The sequence below is a fragment of the Streptomyces populi genome (assembly GCF_002911015.1).
Taxonomy (GTDB): Bacteria; Actinomycetota; Actinomycetes; order Streptomycetales; family Streptomycetaceae; genus Streptomyces; species Streptomyces populi.
Window position 1 is genome coordinate 43,384 of the sequence record NZ_KZ626853.1, and the last position, 18,122, is coordinate 61,505.

The window sequence follows — 18,122 nt, forward strand, 5'->3', positions numbered from 1 at the left end:
CACCGGCCGGATGGCCGGAAAGCGCGTGTGACCTGAGAGAATCGGTCGCATGATCGAAGCGCGGCGGCTCCACATCCTCCGTGCGGTGGCCGACCACCGCACGGTGACGGCGGCGGCCGCCGCGCTCTACCTCACGCCATCGGCGGTCTCGCAGCAGCTGACCGCCCTGGAGCAGGAGACGGGCCACCGGCTCGTCGAGCGCGGCGCCAAGGGCGTACGGCTGACGCCCGCCGGTGAGATCCTGCTCGGCCACACTCATGCCGTCCTGGCCCAACTGGAGCGTGCGGAGGCCGAGTTGGCGGCGTACAGCTCGGGTTCCGCCGGTACGGTCACCGTGGCCTCCTTCGCGACCGGCATCGGCCTGGTGGTGGCCCCCGCCCTGGCCCGCCTCGCCGACACCTCGCCCGGCATCCTCGTCCGCGTCCAGGACGCCGAGGGGGACGCCAGCCTCCCGATGGTGCTCGACCGGCAGGTCGACGTCGCGGTCGCCGTCGAGTACCGGGGCGCCCCGGACGCGGACGATCCGCGCCTGACGCACGTCCCGCTCTACGCCGAGCCCTTCGACGCGGTCGTGCCCGTCACCCACCGGCTGGCCGACGCCGATGAGGTCCCCCTCGCCGAACTGGCCAAGGACCCGTGGATCGGCCCGTACCCGGGCAACCCCTGTCACGACGTGGTCGTCCTGGCCTGCGAGAACGCCGGATTCCAGCCGCGTCTCGAGCACTCCTCGGACGACTTCCGCGCCGTCGTTGCCCTCGCCTCCGCGGACGCGGGCGTCGCCCTCGTCCCCCGGTCGGCGCTGCGCGGCATGGAGTTCACGGGCGTGGTCGTGCGCCCCGTGGACGGCGTCGCCCCCACCCGCCGGGTCTTCGCCGCGGTACGCCGCGGCGCCGAGAACCATCCGCTGATCCGGCCCGTCCTGGACGCGCTGACGCGAGCGGCCGCGGTCGTCTGAGCCCTCCCGTTCCCCCGTCCGGCGTGCCGGCGGGAGCGACGGCACCCCGCGGCCCCAGAACCGCAAAGAGTTCTTCGCGAACAAGTCTTTGCGAAGAACTCTTCGCGGTCTATGGTGCGGAACATGACTGACGCGAGCACGGGGCCGGACGGCCCCGAAACCGGAGTGGACGCGGTCGTACTGGACGCCAAGGGGCTGCGCGCCCTGGCGCATCCGGTACGGGTGCAACTGGTGAGCCTGCTGCGGAGGTACGGCCCGTCGACCGCGACCCGTCTCGCGGAGCGGCTCGGCGTGAACTCCGGTACGGCCAGCTACCACCTGCGCCAGCTCGGCGCCGCGGGCTTCGTCGAGGAGGACGCGGAACGCGGCAACGCGCGGGAGCGCTGGTGGCGTTCGGTGCACCAGATCACGGAGCTCGACGCCCCGGAGCTGGCCGACCGGGAGCCCGAGGCCGCGCTCGCCTACCTGCAGTCCGTCGTGGCGGCCTACACCCTTCGCGTGCAACGGGCGGTCAACGAGTTGCAGACGATGCCCCGCGCCTGGCGGGACTGCTTCGACATGAGCGACCTGCCCCTGCGCCTCACACCCGAGGAGGCCACCGCGCTGGGCCAGGAGCTCAGGGCGGTCCTCTCCCGCTATCGCAGGGACACGCCCGAGGCGGCGGCGACGGCCCCCCGGGGAGCCGAGCGGGTCGCCGTCATCACGCACCTCCTGCCCGAACCGGACACGCCCGCCCCGCCGGACGCCCGTTCCGGTCCCGGTGGGGCGACAGGGACGGAGCCGTCGTGAGGGGCGACGGGCCGCCCGTCCCGGACGGCGACGGCATACCCGGCAAGCGGTCCGTGCGGCCGCTGGGCGGGGTCCTGGCGGCCGTCGCCGTGTCGCAGACCGGTACGCGGATCTCGGCCGTCGCGCTGCCCTGGTTCGTGCTGGTCACGACCGGCAGCGCCACCCGGACCGGACTGATCGCGTTCTGCGAGATGGCCCCCTACGTGGTGGTCAAAGCGTTCACCGGGCCCCTGGTGGACCGGATCGGGCCGCGGGCCGTCTCCTGGACCACCGATCTGGCGAGCGCGACCGCCGCGGCCCTGATCCCGCTGCTCCACGCCCTGGACCTGCTCTCCTTTCCGCTCCTGTCGGCCCTGGTCGCGCTGATCGGCGCGGCCCGCGGTCCCGGCGACCTGGCCAAGGAGGTGATGGTCCCGGAAGCCGCCGAGCGCGGCTCGGTGCCGCTGGAGCGGGCCACCGGCCTGTGCGGCGTGACCGAACGGCTCGCCTCCACCATCGGCCCGGCGGCCGGCGGCGCCCTGGTCGCGCTGCTCGGCCCCCTGACGGGACTCGTCGTCGACGCGGGCTGCTTCGCCCTCGGATCGGTGATCGTCGCGGTGGTGCTGCCCCGCGGGACGGGGCGTGCGGTCGGGGAAGCCCCCTTGCCGGCCGGGGAGACGGAGCCGGGGTACTGGCGACGGTTCGGCGAGGGATTCACCTTCCTGCGCGGCGAACCGCTGCTGCTGACCGTCATCGTCATGATCGCGGTCACCAACCTGCTGGACGCCGGGTTCGGCACGGTGCTCATGCCCGTCTGGGCCAGGGAGTCCGGCAACGGACCGACCGCGATCGGTCTGATGGGCAGTGCCTTCGGAGCGGCGGCGGTCGCGGGGAGCCTGATCGCCGCGGTGGCCGCCCACCGGCTGCGGCGCCGTGCGGTGTTCTTCTCCGGGTTCCTGCTGGCCGGGGCGCCGAGATTCCTGGTCCTCGCCTGCGACGCGCCGATGTGGGCGGTGCCGGCCGTGTTCGCCGTGGGCGGGTTCGGTGCGGGCTTCCTGAACCCGGTGCTGGGGGCCGTCCTCTTCGAGCGGGTGCCGCGCCGGATGCTGGGCCGGGTCAACGCCCTCGGCGACTCGCTGGCCTGGGCCGGTATCCCGCTCGGCGGACTGGTCGCCGGGGCGGCGGTGGCCTCCGCCGGACTCGCTCCGGTGCTCCTCGCCGGCGGGGCCGTGTACTTCCTCACCACGAACCTGACCGGGCTGCGGCCGGAGTGGCGCGAGATGGACCGCCCGGGCGGGCGGGTCCCGGGACCTGCCTGACGGTCCCCGTCCGCCCGGGACGACGCGGCTCCGGGACGGGACGGGCGATCCGGTGGTCCGCACGCCGGTCCGGGTGCCGTACGCGGCCCCGTGACGTCGTGCTTCGCCGCGTCGATGTCAGTGCCGTTGGCTACCGTGCGTCTCATGCCGGATGCCGAAGACGTACGCCGTATCGCCCTTTCCCTGCCGGACACGACGGAGAAGACCGCCTGGAGCATGCCCACCTTCCGGGTCGCGGGAAAGATGTTCGCCACGCTGCCCGAGGAGGAGACCTCCATCGCCGTGCGGTGCCCGAAGGAGGAGCGCGACGAACTGGTCCTGGCCGAACCGGAGAAGTTCTGGATCGCGGGCCACGAGGCGGGTTTCGCCTGGGTCAGGGCCCGGCTCGCCGCCCTGGAGGACGACGACGAACTGCGCGCCATCCTCGCCGACTCCTGGCGCCAGGCGGCCCCGCCCCGACTCATCGACGCCCACCCCGAGTTGGGCCCGCCGTCCGCCGACTGAAACACCTCCTGAGCCGCCGGCGCCCCGTGGCATGATCCGGACCCGGATCCGCAGTGATCCGGGAACGGGGAGCGAGGCGCGGAGCGGGCGGCTTCGTGGGGGAGCCGCCGGGACAGGGGAGGGGCACGAACGGGATGACCGTGACGTCGTCGGACGAGCAGCCACCGGACGGAGAACCGTCGGACCGTACGGCCGGGAGCCCCACGACGGACGAGTGCGCCGCGGGCGGCGGTCCGGCGGGCGGCGGGCACGGACGGGGCCGCTCCGGCCGCGAGGGCCACGAACGCGACGACCCGGCGGACGAGTGTGCCGCGGGCGGCGGGGGCCGGGTCGCGGACGGCGGCTTCGCCGGGGGCACCCCGGCCGCGCGCCGCGGCGGGCCGCCGGGCCCGGACCCCGCCCGCCCGGGCCCCGTCGCCGAGCGGGCGCCCCGGCCCGTCTGGTCGCGGGACTTCGCCCTGTTCTTCGTCGCGCGCGCCCTCGCCCGGCTCGGCGAGACCATGCTGCCGGTGGCTCTCGCCGCGGGACTGCTGCGGTACGGGTACGGAGTCGGGGCCGTCGGCCTCGCCATGGCCGCGTCGGCCGCCCCCTTCGCCGGACTGGTCGTCTTCGGCGGAGTGATCGCCGACCGGTTCAGCACCCGGAGGCTGATGATCGGCGCCGACCTCGTGCGGCTCGTGGCCCAGTCGATCGCCGCCGCCCTCTTCTTCGCCGGCCACGTGGTCCTCTGGCAGATCTGCGTGATCGGCGCGGTCAACGGCGTGGCCGGTGCCGTCTTCCAGCCCGGCGTCGCCAGCACCGTGCCGCGTCTGGCCTCCGACATACAGGGGGCCAACGGCGCCATCCGGATCGCCGAGTCCGCCGCCCAGCTCGCCGGCCCCGCCCTGGCGGGACTGCTGGTCGCGTTCGCCTCCGCCGGAGGGGTCTTCGTGGCCCACGCCGGCACCTTCGCGCTGAGCGCCCTGTGCCTCCTGCTGCTCCGCCTGCCCCCGGCCGCCCCGGGAAGCCGGAACCACGGCGGCGGCTTCAGGGCCGACCTCGTCGAAGGGTGGCGGGAGTTCAGGTCCCGCACGTGGCTGTGGGCTGTCATCGTGATCTGGTGCGTCTACATGATCTCCGTCTGGGGCCCGACCGTCCCCCTGGTCGCGACCGAGGTGGTGCAGCAGCACGGCCCGCGCGCCTACGGCCTGGTCAACTCCGCCCTCGGCGCGGGCACGGTCGTCGGCGGGCTCGCCGCGCTGCGCCTGCGTCCGCGTCGCATGCTGCGCGCCGGTTCCGTCGCCCTGGTGGCCTTCGCCTGCTTCCCCGCGTCCGTGGGCGCGGGGCTCGGCGTGGCCGCCGTGTCGGCGGCCGCGGTGATCGCCGGAGCGGGCACGTCGTTCTGGGGCGTGATGTGGGCGACCAGCGTGCAGACGCAGGTCGCGCCCGACGTCCTCAACCGCATCCACGCCTACGACGTCGCGGGCTCCCTGACGATGATGCCCGTCGGCCAGGCGCTCGCGGGGCCCGCCGCCTCGGCCCTCGGCGCCGACAACGTCCTCCTCGTGGCCGGGGTCATGTCCCTCGTCGTCTCCGGGGCCCTGCTCTCGGTGCCCGCGGTACGCGACCTGGTGCGGGCCGACGGCCCCGCGCCCCTGTCGCGGAACACCGCCGGCGCACCGCTCGGACGGGCCCGTCGGCCGCCCGGGCCGCGTAAAACGGGTGCGCGACCACCGGTGTGAGTGCGGTATTGTTTCCGTGCGCGTCCAGCCAGGGGAAACCCCAGGTCAGACGGGCACCGGGACGTGGCGCAGCTTGGTAGCGCACTTGACTGGGGGTCAAGGGGTCGCAGGTTCAAATCCTGTCGTCCCGACTGGAGTCTTCTCCGTAGTCGCAGGTCCGAGGCCGTCCTCTCATCCGAGAGGGCGGCCTTCGGCGTTCTCCGGGTCTTCTCGGATCCGCGCTTCCTACGGTGTCCCCGCCCCGACGGGCGCGTGCCGCTCCGGCATCGACGGCGGTGACGACGGGACGAGGTCCTGTTCGGCCCAGATCGCCTTGCCCCGCCTGTCCCCCCGGACGCCCCAGCGGCGGGTGAGCTGTGCGGTGATGAAGAGCCCGCGCCCGTGCTCGTCCGTGTCCAGGGCCCGGCGCAGGTGCGGGGCGGTGCTGCTGTCGTCGGCGACTTCACAGGTGAGGGTGTCACCGAGGATCAGGCGCAGCCGGATCGTGCCCTTGGCGTACCGGACGGCGTTGGTCACCAGCTCGCTGACGATGAGCGCGGTGTTGTCGACGAGGTCGGCGTCGACGCCCCAGCGGGTCAGTTGGTCGGTCGCGGCCTTGCGCGCCATGGACACGATCGCGGGGTCGTTGGGGAAGGTCCAGGTGTTGGTCTGCTCCGGACCGAGGGCGCGGGTGCGGGCCAGGAGCAGGAAGGCGTCGTGGCCGAGCCGGTCGGGGCCCAGGTCGAGGGCGAGCGAGTCGCACAGCGACTGGAGGGAGAGGCCGGGTGCGGCCTCGGCGATCCGGCTCGGCAGCGACTGTGCCATGACCGGCTCGGCCAGGAGGGCGGTGTTGTAGAGCAGCAGGGTGCTGCCCGTCGGCAGGGCGCGTTCGGTCGACCGGTACTGGGCGATGTCCTGGCCCAGCGGGGGGCCGGGGGCGACGTCGAGGGTTTCGACGTCCCCGCCCGGATGTACCAGGAAGGGTGCCGGGTGCCCCGCGCTCGCTGCCGTGCACAGACGGGTGACCGGGTCGTAGACGACGTAGAGACAGCTCGCCGGGGAGGTGTCGGGCGATGGGAGGCCGGGGGAGCCGGACGGGAACGGCTGGGGGCGGCTGGTGAGATCGTGCAGGCGCTCCAGGATCTCGTCGGGCGGCAGGTCGAGGTCGGACAGGGCTTCGATCGCGGCCCGCAGTTCGCCCATGGCCACGGGGTCGGCGTCGTCCGCTTCCGCGGCCGCGTCCCCGGCGACGAGCGCGATCCTGGCGCCGGACAGGGGGATGACGTCGAACCACGCGCCGCCCGTCCCGGCGGGCAGGTAGGTGTGGGCGAGGTCGACCGCGGCGGCTCCGGGCGTCTCGGGATGAGCGAGCCGGCCGGTGAGGATGCGGGCCGTGGAGCGCTCGCGTCCGTACTGGCGGGCGTTGTCCAGGCAGAGCGCGGCATGGGTGATGAGCTGTTCCGCCAGGACCAGGTCCTTGTCGTCGAACGGGGTCGGATTGCGCCACCGGTAGAAACAGGCGAGTCCGAGCACCAGACCACGGGCCCGGATGGGGACGAGCAGCATCGAGTGCACCCCGGCGGCCAGGATCCGGGCATCGCGCCGCCGGTCGGGGTCGAGCCAGGAGGTGTCCGGGCCCAGCCGGCCGATCAGCCTGGGCGCCAGGGTGTCCAGGGCCGCCCGGTAGGGCGTGGCGGGCGGATAGGTGGTGACCTCGCCGACCCTGGGTACGCCCTGGTACTCGGTACCGGCCGCGGAGCGGAATCCCGCACGCCGCAGGACAGCCCCCTGGTCGCGGGACTCCGGCGTGGGCGCGTGGCCCCGTACGACGGTGTCGTAGACGTCGACGGTCACGGTGTCGGCCAGACGGGGGACGGCGAGGTCGCCGAACTCCGCGGCGGTGCGGAACACGTCCAGAGTGGTACCGACCCGGGTGGCCGCTTCGTTCAGCAGCCGCAGGTCCGCCTCGGCCCGTACGCGGGCGGTGACGTCGGTCAGCGCGGCGGCGACCCCGAGGACGGTTCCGTCGGTGCCCTGGAGCCGGAGAACGGTGGCCGAGGTGACCACCTCGACGGTGGGCTCGCGCCGGCTGCGGAGCCGGACGGCCAGGTCGAACACGGGTCTGCCGGACTCCAGCACCCGCCGGGCGGTCCGCTCGACGGAGCCGCGGTCGGAGATGTCGAAGGCCCGGAGTATCTCGGACAGGGAGCACCCGACCATGCGGTCGACAGGGAAGTCGCGCATCATGCGCGCGGCGGTGTTCACCCGTACGAGCCGCAGGTGCCGGTCGTAGATGTGCAGACCGGCCGGAGAGCGGGAGAACAGCGCGTCCAGGAGCGCGTCCTCCAGCTCCTCGTCCGCGGAGCCTGCCTTCGAACCGTATCCATCCGTCACGACGGAACACCTCGATGAGTCGGTAACGTCCGTCGCACCGATCCAACCCCCGCAGGCGGGCTCCTGCCACCGGAGCGGGGCCGCCGGTGGCCGAGAAAAACGCTTGGACCGCGTGGCCGTCGTCACGGGACGATGTCATTCCTGGCCCGCCATATCCGGACATCGACGTCCTGGTGAACCACGGACGGCGCGGCGGGCCGCCGTACGACGACACAGGGCTGTGATGGCATCTCCTGAATCGCGCAAGGCATTGCCGGGCAGGGGCCCGGTGCTCCTCGCACTTCGTTATTACGGAAGGGAGCTGCGCAGACTCCGGTGGCTGACCGTGACCGGCATGCTGATGCCGGCGCTGGGCAACACCGGCATCAGCTACGTCGCGCCGCTCGTCGTCGCGAAGCTCGTCGGCCGTATCGCGGCCGACGGCAGCGGTGTCTCCGCCGGTGACGCCCTGCCGTACGTCCTCGCCTTCGGCGGCGTCCTGCTCCTCGCGGAGGCGTTCTGGCGTCTCGGTCTGCACTGCCTGAACCGCCTGGACGCACTCGGCATCGAGCGGCTGTACGTGATCGGCATGGACGAACTGTTCGCCAAGGACGCCTCGTTCTTCCACGACAACTTCGCCGGCTCGCTGACCAAACGGGTGCTGAGCTTCGCCTCCCGGTTCGAGGAGTTCGTCGACACGATGACGTTCCAGGTCATCGGCAGCCTCGTGCCGCTCGTCTTCGGGTCGGTGGTGCTGTGGCGCTACGAACCGCTGCTCGTCGTCGGACTCCTGGTGATGATCGCCGTGACGGCGGTGTGCGTGGTGCCGCTCATCCGCCGCCGCCAGGCGCTCGTCGACCAGCGGGAGGAGGCGATCGCCCGGGTCTCGGGCCATGTCGCGGACAGCCTGATGAACATGGACACCGTCCGGGCCTTCGCCGCCGAGGAGCGCGAGGCGGCGGAGCACCGCTCCCGGGTCGCGGCGTCGCGGCGGCTGACCCTGCGGTCGTGGGACTACGGCAACCTGCGCATCGACACGCTCGTCGCGCCGATGTCCGTCCTGACCAACGCGCTCGGCCTGCTGCTCGCGATCACGCTCGGCGGGGGCGGGCACGGTGTGGAGGCGGTCGTGGTCGCCTTCACGTACTACGCCAACGCGACCCGGATCATGTTCGAGTTCAACCAGATCTACCGGCGACTGGAAAGCGCGATGACGGAGGCGGCCCAGTTCACCGAGCTGCTGATGACACCGCCGACCGTGCTGGACCCCGTCGCTCCGGAGCCGCTGCGGCCCCGCGCCGCCGACGTCCGCTTCGAACGGGTGACCTTCACCCACGGCGGCGCGAAGCCGCTCTTCACCGGGCTCGAACTGGCCGTCCCCAGCGGAGCGAAGATCGGTCTGGTCGGCCGGTCGGGCGGGGGGAAGACCACGCTCACCCGGCTGCTGCTGCGGATGACGGACATCGACGGCGGCCGCATCCTGATCGGCGGCCAGGACATCAGCAGGCTGCGCCAGGCCGACCTGCGCAGCCTGATCGCCTACGTGCCGCAGGACCCGGCGATGTTCCACCGCACGCTGCGGGACAACATCGCCTTCGCCCGTCCGGACGCCACCGAGGCGGAGATCCGCCGCGCGGCCGAGGCGGCCCACGTGACGGAGTTCGCCGACGCGCTGCCGGACGGTTTCGCGACCATGGTCGGAGAGCGTGGCATCAAGCTGTCCGGCGGCCAGCGCCAGCGGGTCGCCCTCGCCCGCGCGATCCTGCGCGACGCGCCGATCCTGCTGCTCGACGAGGCGACCAGCGCCCTGGACTCCGAGAGCGAGATCCTCGTCCAGGAGGCGCTGTGGCGGCTCATGGAGAGACGTACGGCGCTCGTGGTGGCGCACCGGCTGAGCACGGTCGCCGGCATGGACCGGCTCGTCGTCCTCGACCGCGGGAAGATCGTCGAACAGGGCACGCACCAGGAGCTGCTCGCGTCGGAGGGTGCCTACGCGAAGCTGTGGCGCCACCAGTCCGGCGGCTTCATCGACGACAGCCCGGCCCCGGCCGACCGGCACTGAGCACGAACGGGCCCGGAACCGGGTCCGGGCCGCGCGCGGGGGCGGGACGACGGCGCCCGGGTGCGAGGCGGGTCAGGCCGGGTGGTCGTGGCGCAGCGGCACCGTCCACTCCAGGACGGTGCCGCTCGGCTCGTTGGCCGTCAGGGCGCAACTGCCGCCGAGGTGCTCGGCGCGGGTGCCGATGTTGCCGAGACCGCTGCGCCGGGTGACGTCGGGGCCGATGCCGCGGCCGTTGTCCGCCACCCGCAGCCGCAGCGTGTCGGCGGTGGCCTCGGCGGTGACCTCCACGGCCGTGGCACGGGCGTGCCGGGCCGCGTTGGACAGGGCCTCGCGCAGGACCGCGAGCACGTGTTCCCGCTGCTCGTCGGAGACGTCGGTGTCCAGCAGTCCGCTCATGCGCAGCGCGGGGGTGAAGCCGAGCGTCTCGGCCGCGCGGCCCACCTCGGTGACGAGCCGGGCGCGCAGACCGGCGGTGGCGTCCGACCGGTCGCTCTCCCGCAGGGCGTAGATCGTCGAGCGTACGACCTTGATCGTGTCGTCGAGGTCGTCCACCACCCGCTGGACGCGTTCGGCCACCTCGGGCCGGTCGGCGAGCCGGTTGAGGACCGACTGAAGGCTGAGCCCGCCCGCGAAGAGCCGCTGGATGGCCAGGTCGTGCAGGTCGCGCGCGATGCGGTCACGGTCGTTGAGGACGAGCAGCTGTTCCGCGTCGCGGCGGTGTTCGGCGATCTCCAGGGCCAGCGCCGCGTGGCCGGCGAATCCGGCGATCATGTCGATGGTGGCGTCGGGGAACGCGGGGCCGCCCTGCCGGTTCGCGACCTGGAGGACGCCGCGCACCCGTTCCTGGGTGCCGAGCGGGATCACGAACGCGGGACCGAGGTCGAGGACCGAGGCGCTGCCCGTCCCGGTGCGCGGGTCCTGGCTGAGCGAGGGGCTGACGATCCGCTCGCCGGAGGCGTACACCTTGGCCGCCAGACTCGTCCCGTCGGGCAGGGTCAGCCCCCGCACCTGGTCGGCGTCGTGTCCCTCGGCGGACTCGATGACCAGGTCCGTGGTCCCGGTCAGCGGCAGCGCCAGGGTGACCAGATCCGCGTCGGACAGCTCCCGGACCGTCGCCGTGAACGCGTGCAGGACGTCGGCCGGGTCGGCGCCCGACAGCAGGGTGCGGGTCAGCTCGCTGCTCGCGGCCAGCCAGCGCTCGCGGCGCCGGGCGTCGTCGTACAGCCTGGCGTTGTCGATGGCCACACCGGCCGCCGCGCCGAGCGTGCGCAGCACCGCCTCGTCCTCGGCGTCGAACTCGGCCCCACCGTGCTTCTCCGTGAGGTACAGGTTGCCGAAGATCTTGTCGCGGACCTGCACGGGCGTGCCGAGGAACGTGGTCATCGGGGGGTGGCCGGGCGGGAACCCGACGGAGTCCGGGTGGTCGCTCAGGACGGGGAGCCGCAGCGCGTGCGGCTCGCGGATGAGCAGGCCGAGGATGCCCTCTCCCCGGGGGTAGTGACCGATGCGGGCGATGGTCTCCTCGTCGATGCCCACCGTGATGAACTGCTTGATGCCGCCCTCGTCGCCGAGGACGCCGAGCGCCCCGTAGCGGCAGTCGACGAGCTGCACCGCGGACTCCACTATCTGCCGCAGGACCACGTCGAGGTCCAGGTCGCTGCCTATCGCGAGAACCGCCTCGAGAAGGGTGTGCACCCGGTTCTGGGTGCCGCGCACACGCTGCACCTGCTCCTGCAGGTCCTCCAGCAGGGCGTCCAGCCGGAACTGCGGGGCCGACGGCTCCTCCGGAAGGTGCGCGCTCTGGTCCATTCGAGATCCCTCCACTTGCCGCCCGTCGAAGCCATGATGCCCGACCGCCCGTGCCCGGGGTCGGGCACCTGCGCGGATCGCGGCGACGGTTTCGGGGACGGAAGGGAGGAACAGGCGCGAATGGTTCAGGAGAGCCGCGGTGCGGAGGATCCCGGGCGGGCCGGCGGAGCACGATGACCGGACGGGCGGCGCCCGTGACGGCCGGGTCCCGGGGCGTCCGTACGTCCGCCGGCCATCCCGGGCACGGCTCAGTGTCCGGCCATCCACCGGGGGTCGGTCAGCCGTGCGGCGTGCCGCTCGACGGGGAGGGTGTCGTCGATACGGAACGTCAGACCGCTCATGACCCCGACGACACCGTCGACCCGCCAGGTCAGCCGGATCGCCTCCGGGATCCGGCTGCGGTGCTGCAACTGCCCCTCCAGCGTCACCACGCCGTCGTCGACCGAGACGGTCACGGAGTGCGGCGGCAGCGACAGCGCGTGCACCAGCACGTCGTCGGCGACCTCCCGGCGGATCTCCTCGTCCGTCCGTAGGAAGACCCGCAGCAGGTCGCTGCGAGTGGCGATCCCGATCAGCCGGTCCTCCTCGTCCACCACCGGCAGCCGTTCGACGCGATGCCGCTCCATGATCCGGGCGGCATCGGCGACCCGCTGCTCCGGATGCACGGTGATCGCGGGCGTCGACATCAGCTGCCCCACGGTCGTGGCGCGGGCGCCCCCGGTCCGGGCGGCCTTCGCGCCGCGCACCCTCCGCCCCGGACGGGACGGCGTGCGGCGCGATGACGGCAGCCACCCGGGCCGTCCCGCTCCCCGGCCGGACCGGGCCGCCTGTAGCCGCAGCAGATCGGTCCCCGAGATCACGCCCACGACCTTGTCGTCGTCGTCCACGACCGGCAGTCCGCTGATCCGGTGCCGGTCCAGCAGCCGGGCCACCTCCTTGAAGGACATCTCCCGGTGCGCCCCGACGACCTCGCTGGTCATCACCTGCCCGACGATGAGGGTCATCTCGCCATCTCGCTTCCTGCTCCGACGGCTTCCCAGGGTTCCCCTCCGGCGCCCCCGGCGGCAGGGGCCGACCGTCCCGGCCGACGGGTCGAAGGGCCCGGGCCGGACACCCGCGGCCCCGGCACTCACCGGCTCTTGAGGCCGACCCCGCCGTACAGCGACACCGGCTCGTCGCCGATCGGGGACTCGCCCTCCGCGAGCTCGGGACGCCAGTCCTTCACCGAGACGACACCGGGCTCGACCAGGTCCAGCCCCTCGAAGAAACGGCTCACCCCGGCGTGCGAGCGGCCCACCAGGGTGACGCCGCCGCGCGCGTACGCCTCGATGCCCCGCCGGACCTCCTCCGGCTCGAAGTCGGCGGTCATCGTGGACAGCGACAGGAAGCTGCCCGGCGCCAGCGCGTCGACCAGGGTCCCGACCAGTTCGTACGCGCCGTCGTCGTCGGCGACGAAATGCATCAGCGCGATCAGCGACAGGGCCACGGGACGGCCGAGGTCGAGCACGCGCGCGGCCTCGTCGAGGATCTTCCGCGGCTCGCGCACGTCCGCGTGGACGTACTCCGTCCTGCCCTCGTCGGTGCCGCGCAGCAGCGCCTCGGCGTGGGCGAGGACGATCGGGTCGTTGTCGACGTACACCACCCGTGCGTCCGGGGCGGTGCTCTGCGCGATCTGGTGGAGGTTGGGCTCGGTGGGAATGCCGGTGCCGATGTCCAGGAACTGGCGGATTCCCGCCGTACGGACCAGATGGCGGGTGGCGCGCTGCATGAACCAGCGGTTGCTGCGCGCGGCCCGTCTGGCCCCGGGATCACGCGCCGTGATCTGCTGCCCGAGCCGTTCGTCCACCGGGTAGTTGTCCTTGCCGCCCAGGTACCAGTCGTACACCCGCGCCGGATGCGGCCTGCTGGTGTCGATCCCGTCCGCGGCGGACCCCGTCCCCGTCATACGACAACTCCCTGCTTCGCTCGGCCTGTTCACCTCGCCGGCCCGGGTCCGGCGGAGGCGCGCGAGCAGTCTGCCATCCGCGCGGAGGGCGGAGCGGACGGCCGTCGATCCTCGGCCACCGCCCCGGCCGCCCGGCCGTGGAGCGATCCCGTACGGACCGGGGCGCTCGGGACGGACGGACAACGGCCGCAGGGGGATCTTCCCAAGGGCTCGGCGCGGGGATATAGTCCAAAACTAGCAGTGCTAATTAATGTCGGCGCTGGCTTGTGCTCACCACCGTCCGGCGCCCGTCCGCCGGTGTCCGTCAGGAGTCCTGTCGTGCGTCCCGTCCACTTCGCGGCCGCTCGCCGCACGCCCATCGGCAAGCTGCGCGGTGCCCTGTCCTCCGTGCGGCCCGACGACCTCGCCGCTGGCGTCGTCCGCGGTCTGGTCGCCGAGGTGCCCACCCTGGACCCGGCCCGCGTCGACGACGTCTACTGGGGCGCGGCCAACCAGGCCGGCGAGGACAACCGCAACGTCGCCCGGATGGCCGCGCTGCTCGCCGGACTGCCCGACACCGTACCCGGCGCCACCGTCAACCGGCTCTGCGCCTCCGGCCTCGAAGCCGTGACGGCGGCGGCCCGCGCCATCGCCTCCGGCGAGGCCGACATCGTGCTCGCCGGAGGCTCCGAGTCGATGAGCCGGGCCCCCTTCGTGCTGCCCCGCCCGGACGAGGCGCTGCCGCACCGCATCGAGACCGTCGACACCCGGCTCGGCTGGCGGCTGGTCAACCCGGCGATGAAGGACCTGCACGGCGTCCTGTCCATGGGGGAGACCGCCGAGGAGGTCGCCGGGCGGTACGGCGTCTCGCGCGAGCGGCAGGACGCGTTCGCGCTGCGCAGCCACCAGCGCGCGGCGGACGCCCGCAAGAACGGGTGGTTCGACGCCGAACTGCTTCCCGTCGAGCGCCCCGACGGCGTGATCGTCGACAGCGACGAATGCGTGCGGGAGGACACCTCGCTCGACAGGCTGGCCCGGCTCAAGCCGGTGTTCCGCGCCGGCGGCACGGTCACCGCGGGCAACGCCTCGCCGATGAACGACGGCGCCGCCGGCGTGCTGCTCGTCAGCGAGGAGGCCCTGAACGAACTCGGCCTCGAATCGCTCGGACGGTACGTCGCCGGGGCCTCGGCCGGTGTCGGTCCCGACGTCATGGGCATCGGCCCGGTGCCCGCGACCCGCAAGGCGCTCGGACGCGTCGGCTGGACCGTCGCCGACATCCAGGAGGCCGAGTTCAACGAGGCGTTCGCCGCCCAGGCACTCGCCTGCGTGGACCAGCTCGGCATCGACCCGGACCTCGTCAACCCGACCGGCGGCGCCATCGCGCTGGGCCACCCGCTCGGCGCCTCGGGAGCCCGCATCCTCACCACCCTGCTGCACCGCATGCGCCGCACGGGCGCCGAGCGCGGCCTGGCCACGATGTGCGTCGGCGTGGGGCAGGGCAGCGCGGTCCTGGTGGAACGCCACTGACGTCCCGGACCTGACGTCCCGGACCTGACGTCCCGGACCTGACGTCCCGGACCCCGGCCGCGGGTCCCGTGCACGAGGGGCGTCACGGCCGGGGGCGCCGTTCGCCCCTCGCGCGGGCCCGCCCGGTTCCGCCCCGGCGCACCGGCCGACCCGTGTCCGCCGGTGTGCCCGGACGTCGCCCGGCGGGCCCCTCGTCACCCGGGCGAGAAGCGTGGACATAGCATCGACCCCCGCATGAACACGATGACGCTCTGGCACATATCCATGGGGGAGTTCGCCGCTCTCGCCGCCGCGGCTCTGCTCGTCGGCTTCTCCAAGACCGCCGTCAGCGGCGCCAACACGGTCAGTCTGGCGGTCTTCGCCGCCGTACTGCCCGCCCGCGCCTCGACGGGAGTCCTGCTTCCCCTCCTGATCGTCGGCGACGTGCTCGCCGTCGCCACCTACCGGCGCCACGCCCACTGGCCCACGCTGTGGCGGCTGTTCCCGGCGGTCGCCGCCGGTGTCGTCCTCGGCACGCTGTTCCTGGTGTGGGCCGACGACGCCGTCGTACGGGTCTCGATCGGCGCGACCCTGCTGCTGATGACCGGGATCACGCTGTGGCGCCGCCGGGCCGCCGCCCAGGACGAGGAGCCGGGTGCGGTCGTGACCCGCGCGGGCCGCGTCACGGCACGTTCCTACGGGGTCCTCGGCGGCTTCACCACCATGGTCGCCAACGCGGGCGGCCCGGTGATGTCGATGTATCTCCTCTCGGCGGGCTTCCGCAAGCTCGGCTTCCTCGGCACCTCCGCCTTCTTCTTCCTCATCGTCAACGTCTCCAAGCTGCCGTTCAGCGCGGGCCTCGGTCTGATCGACGGCCGTTCGCTGCTGCTGGACGCGGCGCTGGCCGTCTTCGTGGTCCCGGGGGCGTTCATCGGGAAGTGGGCGGTGAAGCGCATCAACCAGTTGCTCTTCGACCGCCTGGTGATCGCGGCGACGGTGGTGGGCGGCGTGCAGCTCCTGCTCCCCTGACCCGGCCCGGGGACTTCCGCGGGCCCCGCCCGGCGGCCCGTCAGCTCGTGCCGGACGACGTCAGCTCCGGGGGCCGGTCGGGTTGCAGGCCCTGCGCCAGGTCCTCGGCCAGCAGCCGCTTGGCGATGGTGTCGACGGCGGCGCGCAGTTCCGCGCCGGACGGGCGGCCGAGATCCCGCTCCACCCGCGCGGCGAGCCAGCGGCCCCAGGCCTCACTGATCACCCGGGCCTCGCGCTCGCCCGCCGCCGTGTGCGAGAACAGCGATCCGTGCCGGGTCAGATACCCCTCCTCGACCATGCGGTCGAAGACCGGGACGAGCACCTCGGGAGGCAGCCGGCGCCGGGCGGCGATCAGCGCGAGGTTGGCGTGGCCGACCATGCGGGTGAACAGCTCCACCTGCATCACGGCCCAGGCGCCCGCCACGTCGAGCCGGGTGTCGGACTCCAGCACGACCCGGCGCGCGGTGTTCGTCTCCGTGGCGCCGATGATCTTCCCGACCGCGGCCTCCAGCAGCCTGCGGGAGTCCGCGGTGGACGGCGACGCGAAACCCTCGCCCATGTCCGTCGACCCCATGCGCGCGCTGTCGCGCAGCTCCACCTGCTTGAGGAACAGCGCCACGACGAAGCCGAGGAGCGCGACCGGGACCGTCCACAGGAACACCGTGTGCAGGGTGTCGGCGTACGCGTCGACGATGGGCGCGGCCGCCCTCGGCGGCAGCCGGTGCAGCCCCTCCGGGCTCTGCGCCGCCCGGGCGACGACGGCCGGCGGGGCCGCGCCCGTCCCGACGGCCGTCCTGATCCCGTCGGTCAGGTTGGGCTTGAGCGCGTTGGTGTAGATCGTGCCGAAGACGGCCGTGCCGAACGAACTGCCCAGCGTGCGGAAGAAGGTGACCCCGGACGTCGCGGTGCCGAGGTCGGTGTACTCGACGGTGTTCTGCACCGCGATCGTCAGCACCTGCATGCACAGCCCGATCCCGGTGCCGAGCACGAACATGTACAGGGACTCCAGCCACGCCCCGGTGCCCGGACCCATGCGCGACATCAGATAGAGCCCGACCGTCATCACCAGGGAACCGACGATAGGGAAGATCCGGTACCGCCCGGTCTTGCTGACCACGTTGCCGCTGAAGACCGACGCGATGAGCAGCCCCATGACCAGCGGCAGCGTGCGCACCCCGGAGACCGTGGCCGAGTCCCCGTCGACGTACTGAAGGTAGGTCGGCAGATACGTCATCGCGCCGAGCATCGCGAAGCCCACGATGAAACTGAGGATCGAGCAGACCGAGAAGACCGGGTTGGAGAACAGCCGCATCGGCAGCATCGGTTCGGCGGCGCGCGTCTCCACCAGGCAGAACAGGCCGAGCGCGACCAGACCGCCGACGAAGAGCCCGATGATGACCGGCGATCCCCAGGCGTACTCGTTGCCGCCCCAACTCGTCGCCAGGATCAGGGCGCTGGCCCCCACCGCGACCAGGGCGATGCCCAGATAGTCGATGACCGGCCGGGTCGCCGACCTCACCACGGGGATGGTGCGCGCCGCCGCGATCACCACGAGGATCGCGAGGGGCACGTTGATGTAGAACGCCCAGCGCCAGGTCAGATGGTCCGTGAACAGCCCGCCGAGCAGCGGCCCGATGACGGTGGCCACACCGAAGACGGCACCGATCGCGCCCTGGTACTTGCCCCGCTCGCGCAGCGGGATGACATCGGCGATCAGCGCCATGGAGGTCACCATCAGACCGCCCGCGCCGACGCCCTGCAACCCCCGCCAGGCGATCAGCAGGGACATGTTCGTGGCGAGCCCGCACAGGAACGACCCGGTGATGAAGATGACCGCCGACGCCTGGAAGACCACCTTGCGGCCGAACAGGTCGCCGAACTTGCCGACGAGCACCGTGGACACGGTCTCCGCCAGCAGGTACGCGGTCACCACCCAGGACATGTGCGCGGCGCCGCCCAGGTCCGACACGATCGTCGGCAGCGCGGTGCCCACGATCGTCTGGTCCAGGGCGGCGAGCAGCAGCCCCAGCGAGATCGTCGCGAAGACGATGTTGCGGCGGCGGTTGTCCAGCACCGGCGGTCCGGGCGCCCCCGCCGGGGCCGGCGCGGTGTCCTCGGTGATCGTCACAGTCGCCACCCTCACACCGGCGGGCTCCCCGTGCATGCGGGGCGA

Annotated in this window: 13 protein-coding genes and 1 tRNA gene; 9 read left to right on the top strand and 5 right to left on the bottom strand. The window is 73.0% G+C overall.

Features of this window, described 5'->3' with window-relative positions; all coding sequences use genetic code 11:
- The first annotated feature begins 49 nt into the window (after positions 1-49).
- The 6 genes from CW362_RS10190 to CW362_RS10215 all read left to right on the top strand — a co-directional run bounded on the left by CW362_RS10190 (position 50) and on the right by CW362_RS10215 (position 5,398).
- Entirely contained in the window at positions 50-955 is a 906-nt protein-coding gene (locus CW362_RS10190) for a LysR family transcriptional regulator (protein ID WP_103549069.1), read from the top strand.
- 123 nt (positions 956-1,078) lie between these two features.
- The gene (locus tag CW362_RS10195) at positions 1,079-1,744 is read left to right on the top strand and encodes an ArsR/SmtB family transcription factor (RefSeq protein WP_103549126.1); all 666 of its coding nucleotides are present in this window, start codon (positions 1,079-1,081) and stop codon (positions 1,742-1,744) included.
- Positions 1,741-3,042: an MFS transporter gene (locus CW362_RS10200; RefSeq protein ID WP_206300919.1), complete on the top strand. Its 1,302-nt coding sequence runs from the start codon at positions 1,741-1,743 to the stop codon at positions 3,040-3,042. The genes CW362_RS10195 and CW362_RS10200 overlap by 4 nt, the downstream gene beginning before the upstream one ends.
- A 144-nt stretch (positions 3,043-3,186) precedes the next feature.
- Positions 3,187-3,546 (top strand): MmcQ/YjbR family DNA-binding protein, encoded by a 360-nt coding sequence (locus CW362_RS10205; RefSeq protein ID WP_162684029.1) that lies wholly within the window; start codon positions 3,187-3,189, stop codon positions 3,544-3,546.
- Positions 3,547-3,680: 134 nt separating this feature from the next.
- A complete protein-coding gene (locus CW362_RS10210) occupies positions 3,681-5,267 on the top strand; it encodes an MFS transporter (RefSeq protein ID WP_240657740.1) in 1,587 nt (528 codons plus the stop codon).
- Positions 5,268-5,324: 57 nt separating this feature from the next.
- A tRNA-Pro gene (locus tag CW362_RS10215) sits at positions 5,325-5,398 on the top strand.
- A gap of 94 nt (positions 5,399-5,492) precedes the next feature.
- Here CW362_RS10215 and CW362_RS10220 read toward each other — a convergent pair.
- Positions 5,493-7,640: a SpoIIE family protein phosphatase gene (locus CW362_RS10220; protein ID WP_162684030.1), complete on the bottom strand. Its 2,148-nt coding sequence runs from the start codon at positions 7,638-7,640 to the stop codon at positions 5,493-5,495.
- A 223-nt stretch (positions 7,641-7,863) separates the two neighbouring features.
- On the opposite strand from CW362_RS10220, the gene CW362_RS10225 reads away from it, so the two are divergent.
- Positions 7,864-9,681 carry an ABC transporter ATP-binding protein gene (locus CW362_RS10225; protein WP_103549071.1) on the top strand — a complete coding sequence of 606 codons (1,818 nt, stop codon included), beginning with the start codon at positions 7,864-7,866 and terminating at the stop codon, positions 9,679-9,681.
- A gap of 72 nt (positions 9,682-9,753) precedes the next feature.
- On the opposite strand, the gene CW362_RS10230 is transcribed toward CW362_RS10225, so the two are convergent.
- From CW362_RS10230 to CW362_RS10240, 3 genes are all read right to left on the bottom strand, one after another.
- Positions 9,754-11,490 (bottom strand): GAF domain-containing sensor histidine kinase, encoded by a 1,737-nt coding sequence (locus CW362_RS10230; protein ID WP_103549072.1) that lies wholly within the window; start codon positions 11,488-11,490, stop codon positions 9,754-9,756.
- A 248-nt stretch (positions 11,491-11,738) separates the two neighbouring features.
- Positions 11,739-12,494, bottom strand: a complete 756-nt coding sequence (locus tag CW362_RS10235) for a CBS domain-containing protein (RefSeq protein ID WP_162684031.1) — start codon at positions 12,492-12,494, stop codon at positions 11,739-11,741.
- A 125-nt stretch (positions 12,495-12,619) separates the two neighbouring features.
- Complete coding sequence (locus tag CW362_RS10240) at positions 12,620-13,435, bottom strand: SAM-dependent methyltransferase (RefSeq protein WP_103549073.1); 816 nt, start codon at positions 13,433-13,435, stop codon at positions 12,620-12,622.
- 318 nt (positions 13,436-13,753) lie between these two features.
- Between CW362_RS10240 and CW362_RS10245 the strand changes: the two genes are divergently transcribed.
- Positions 13,754-14,941, top strand: coding sequence for a thiolase family protein (locus CW362_RS10245; RefSeq protein WP_103549074.1), 1,188 nt, complete (start codon positions 13,754-13,756; stop codon positions 14,939-14,941).
- Between the two features lie 234 nt (positions 14,942-15,175).
- Entirely contained in the window at positions 15,176-15,949 is a 774-nt protein-coding gene (locus tag CW362_RS10250) for a sulfite exporter TauE/SafE family protein (RefSeq protein WP_103549075.1), read from the top strand.
- A gap of 40 nt (positions 15,950-15,989) precedes the next feature.
- Here the strand turns inward: CW362_RS10250 and CW362_RS10255 are convergent, their stop codons facing one another.
- Positions 15,990-18,077, bottom strand: coding sequence for an MDR family MFS transporter (locus tag CW362_RS10255; RefSeq protein WP_162684032.1), 2,088 nt, complete (start codon positions 18,075-18,077; stop codon positions 15,990-15,992).
- Positions 18,078-18,122: the final 45 nt, after the last annotated feature.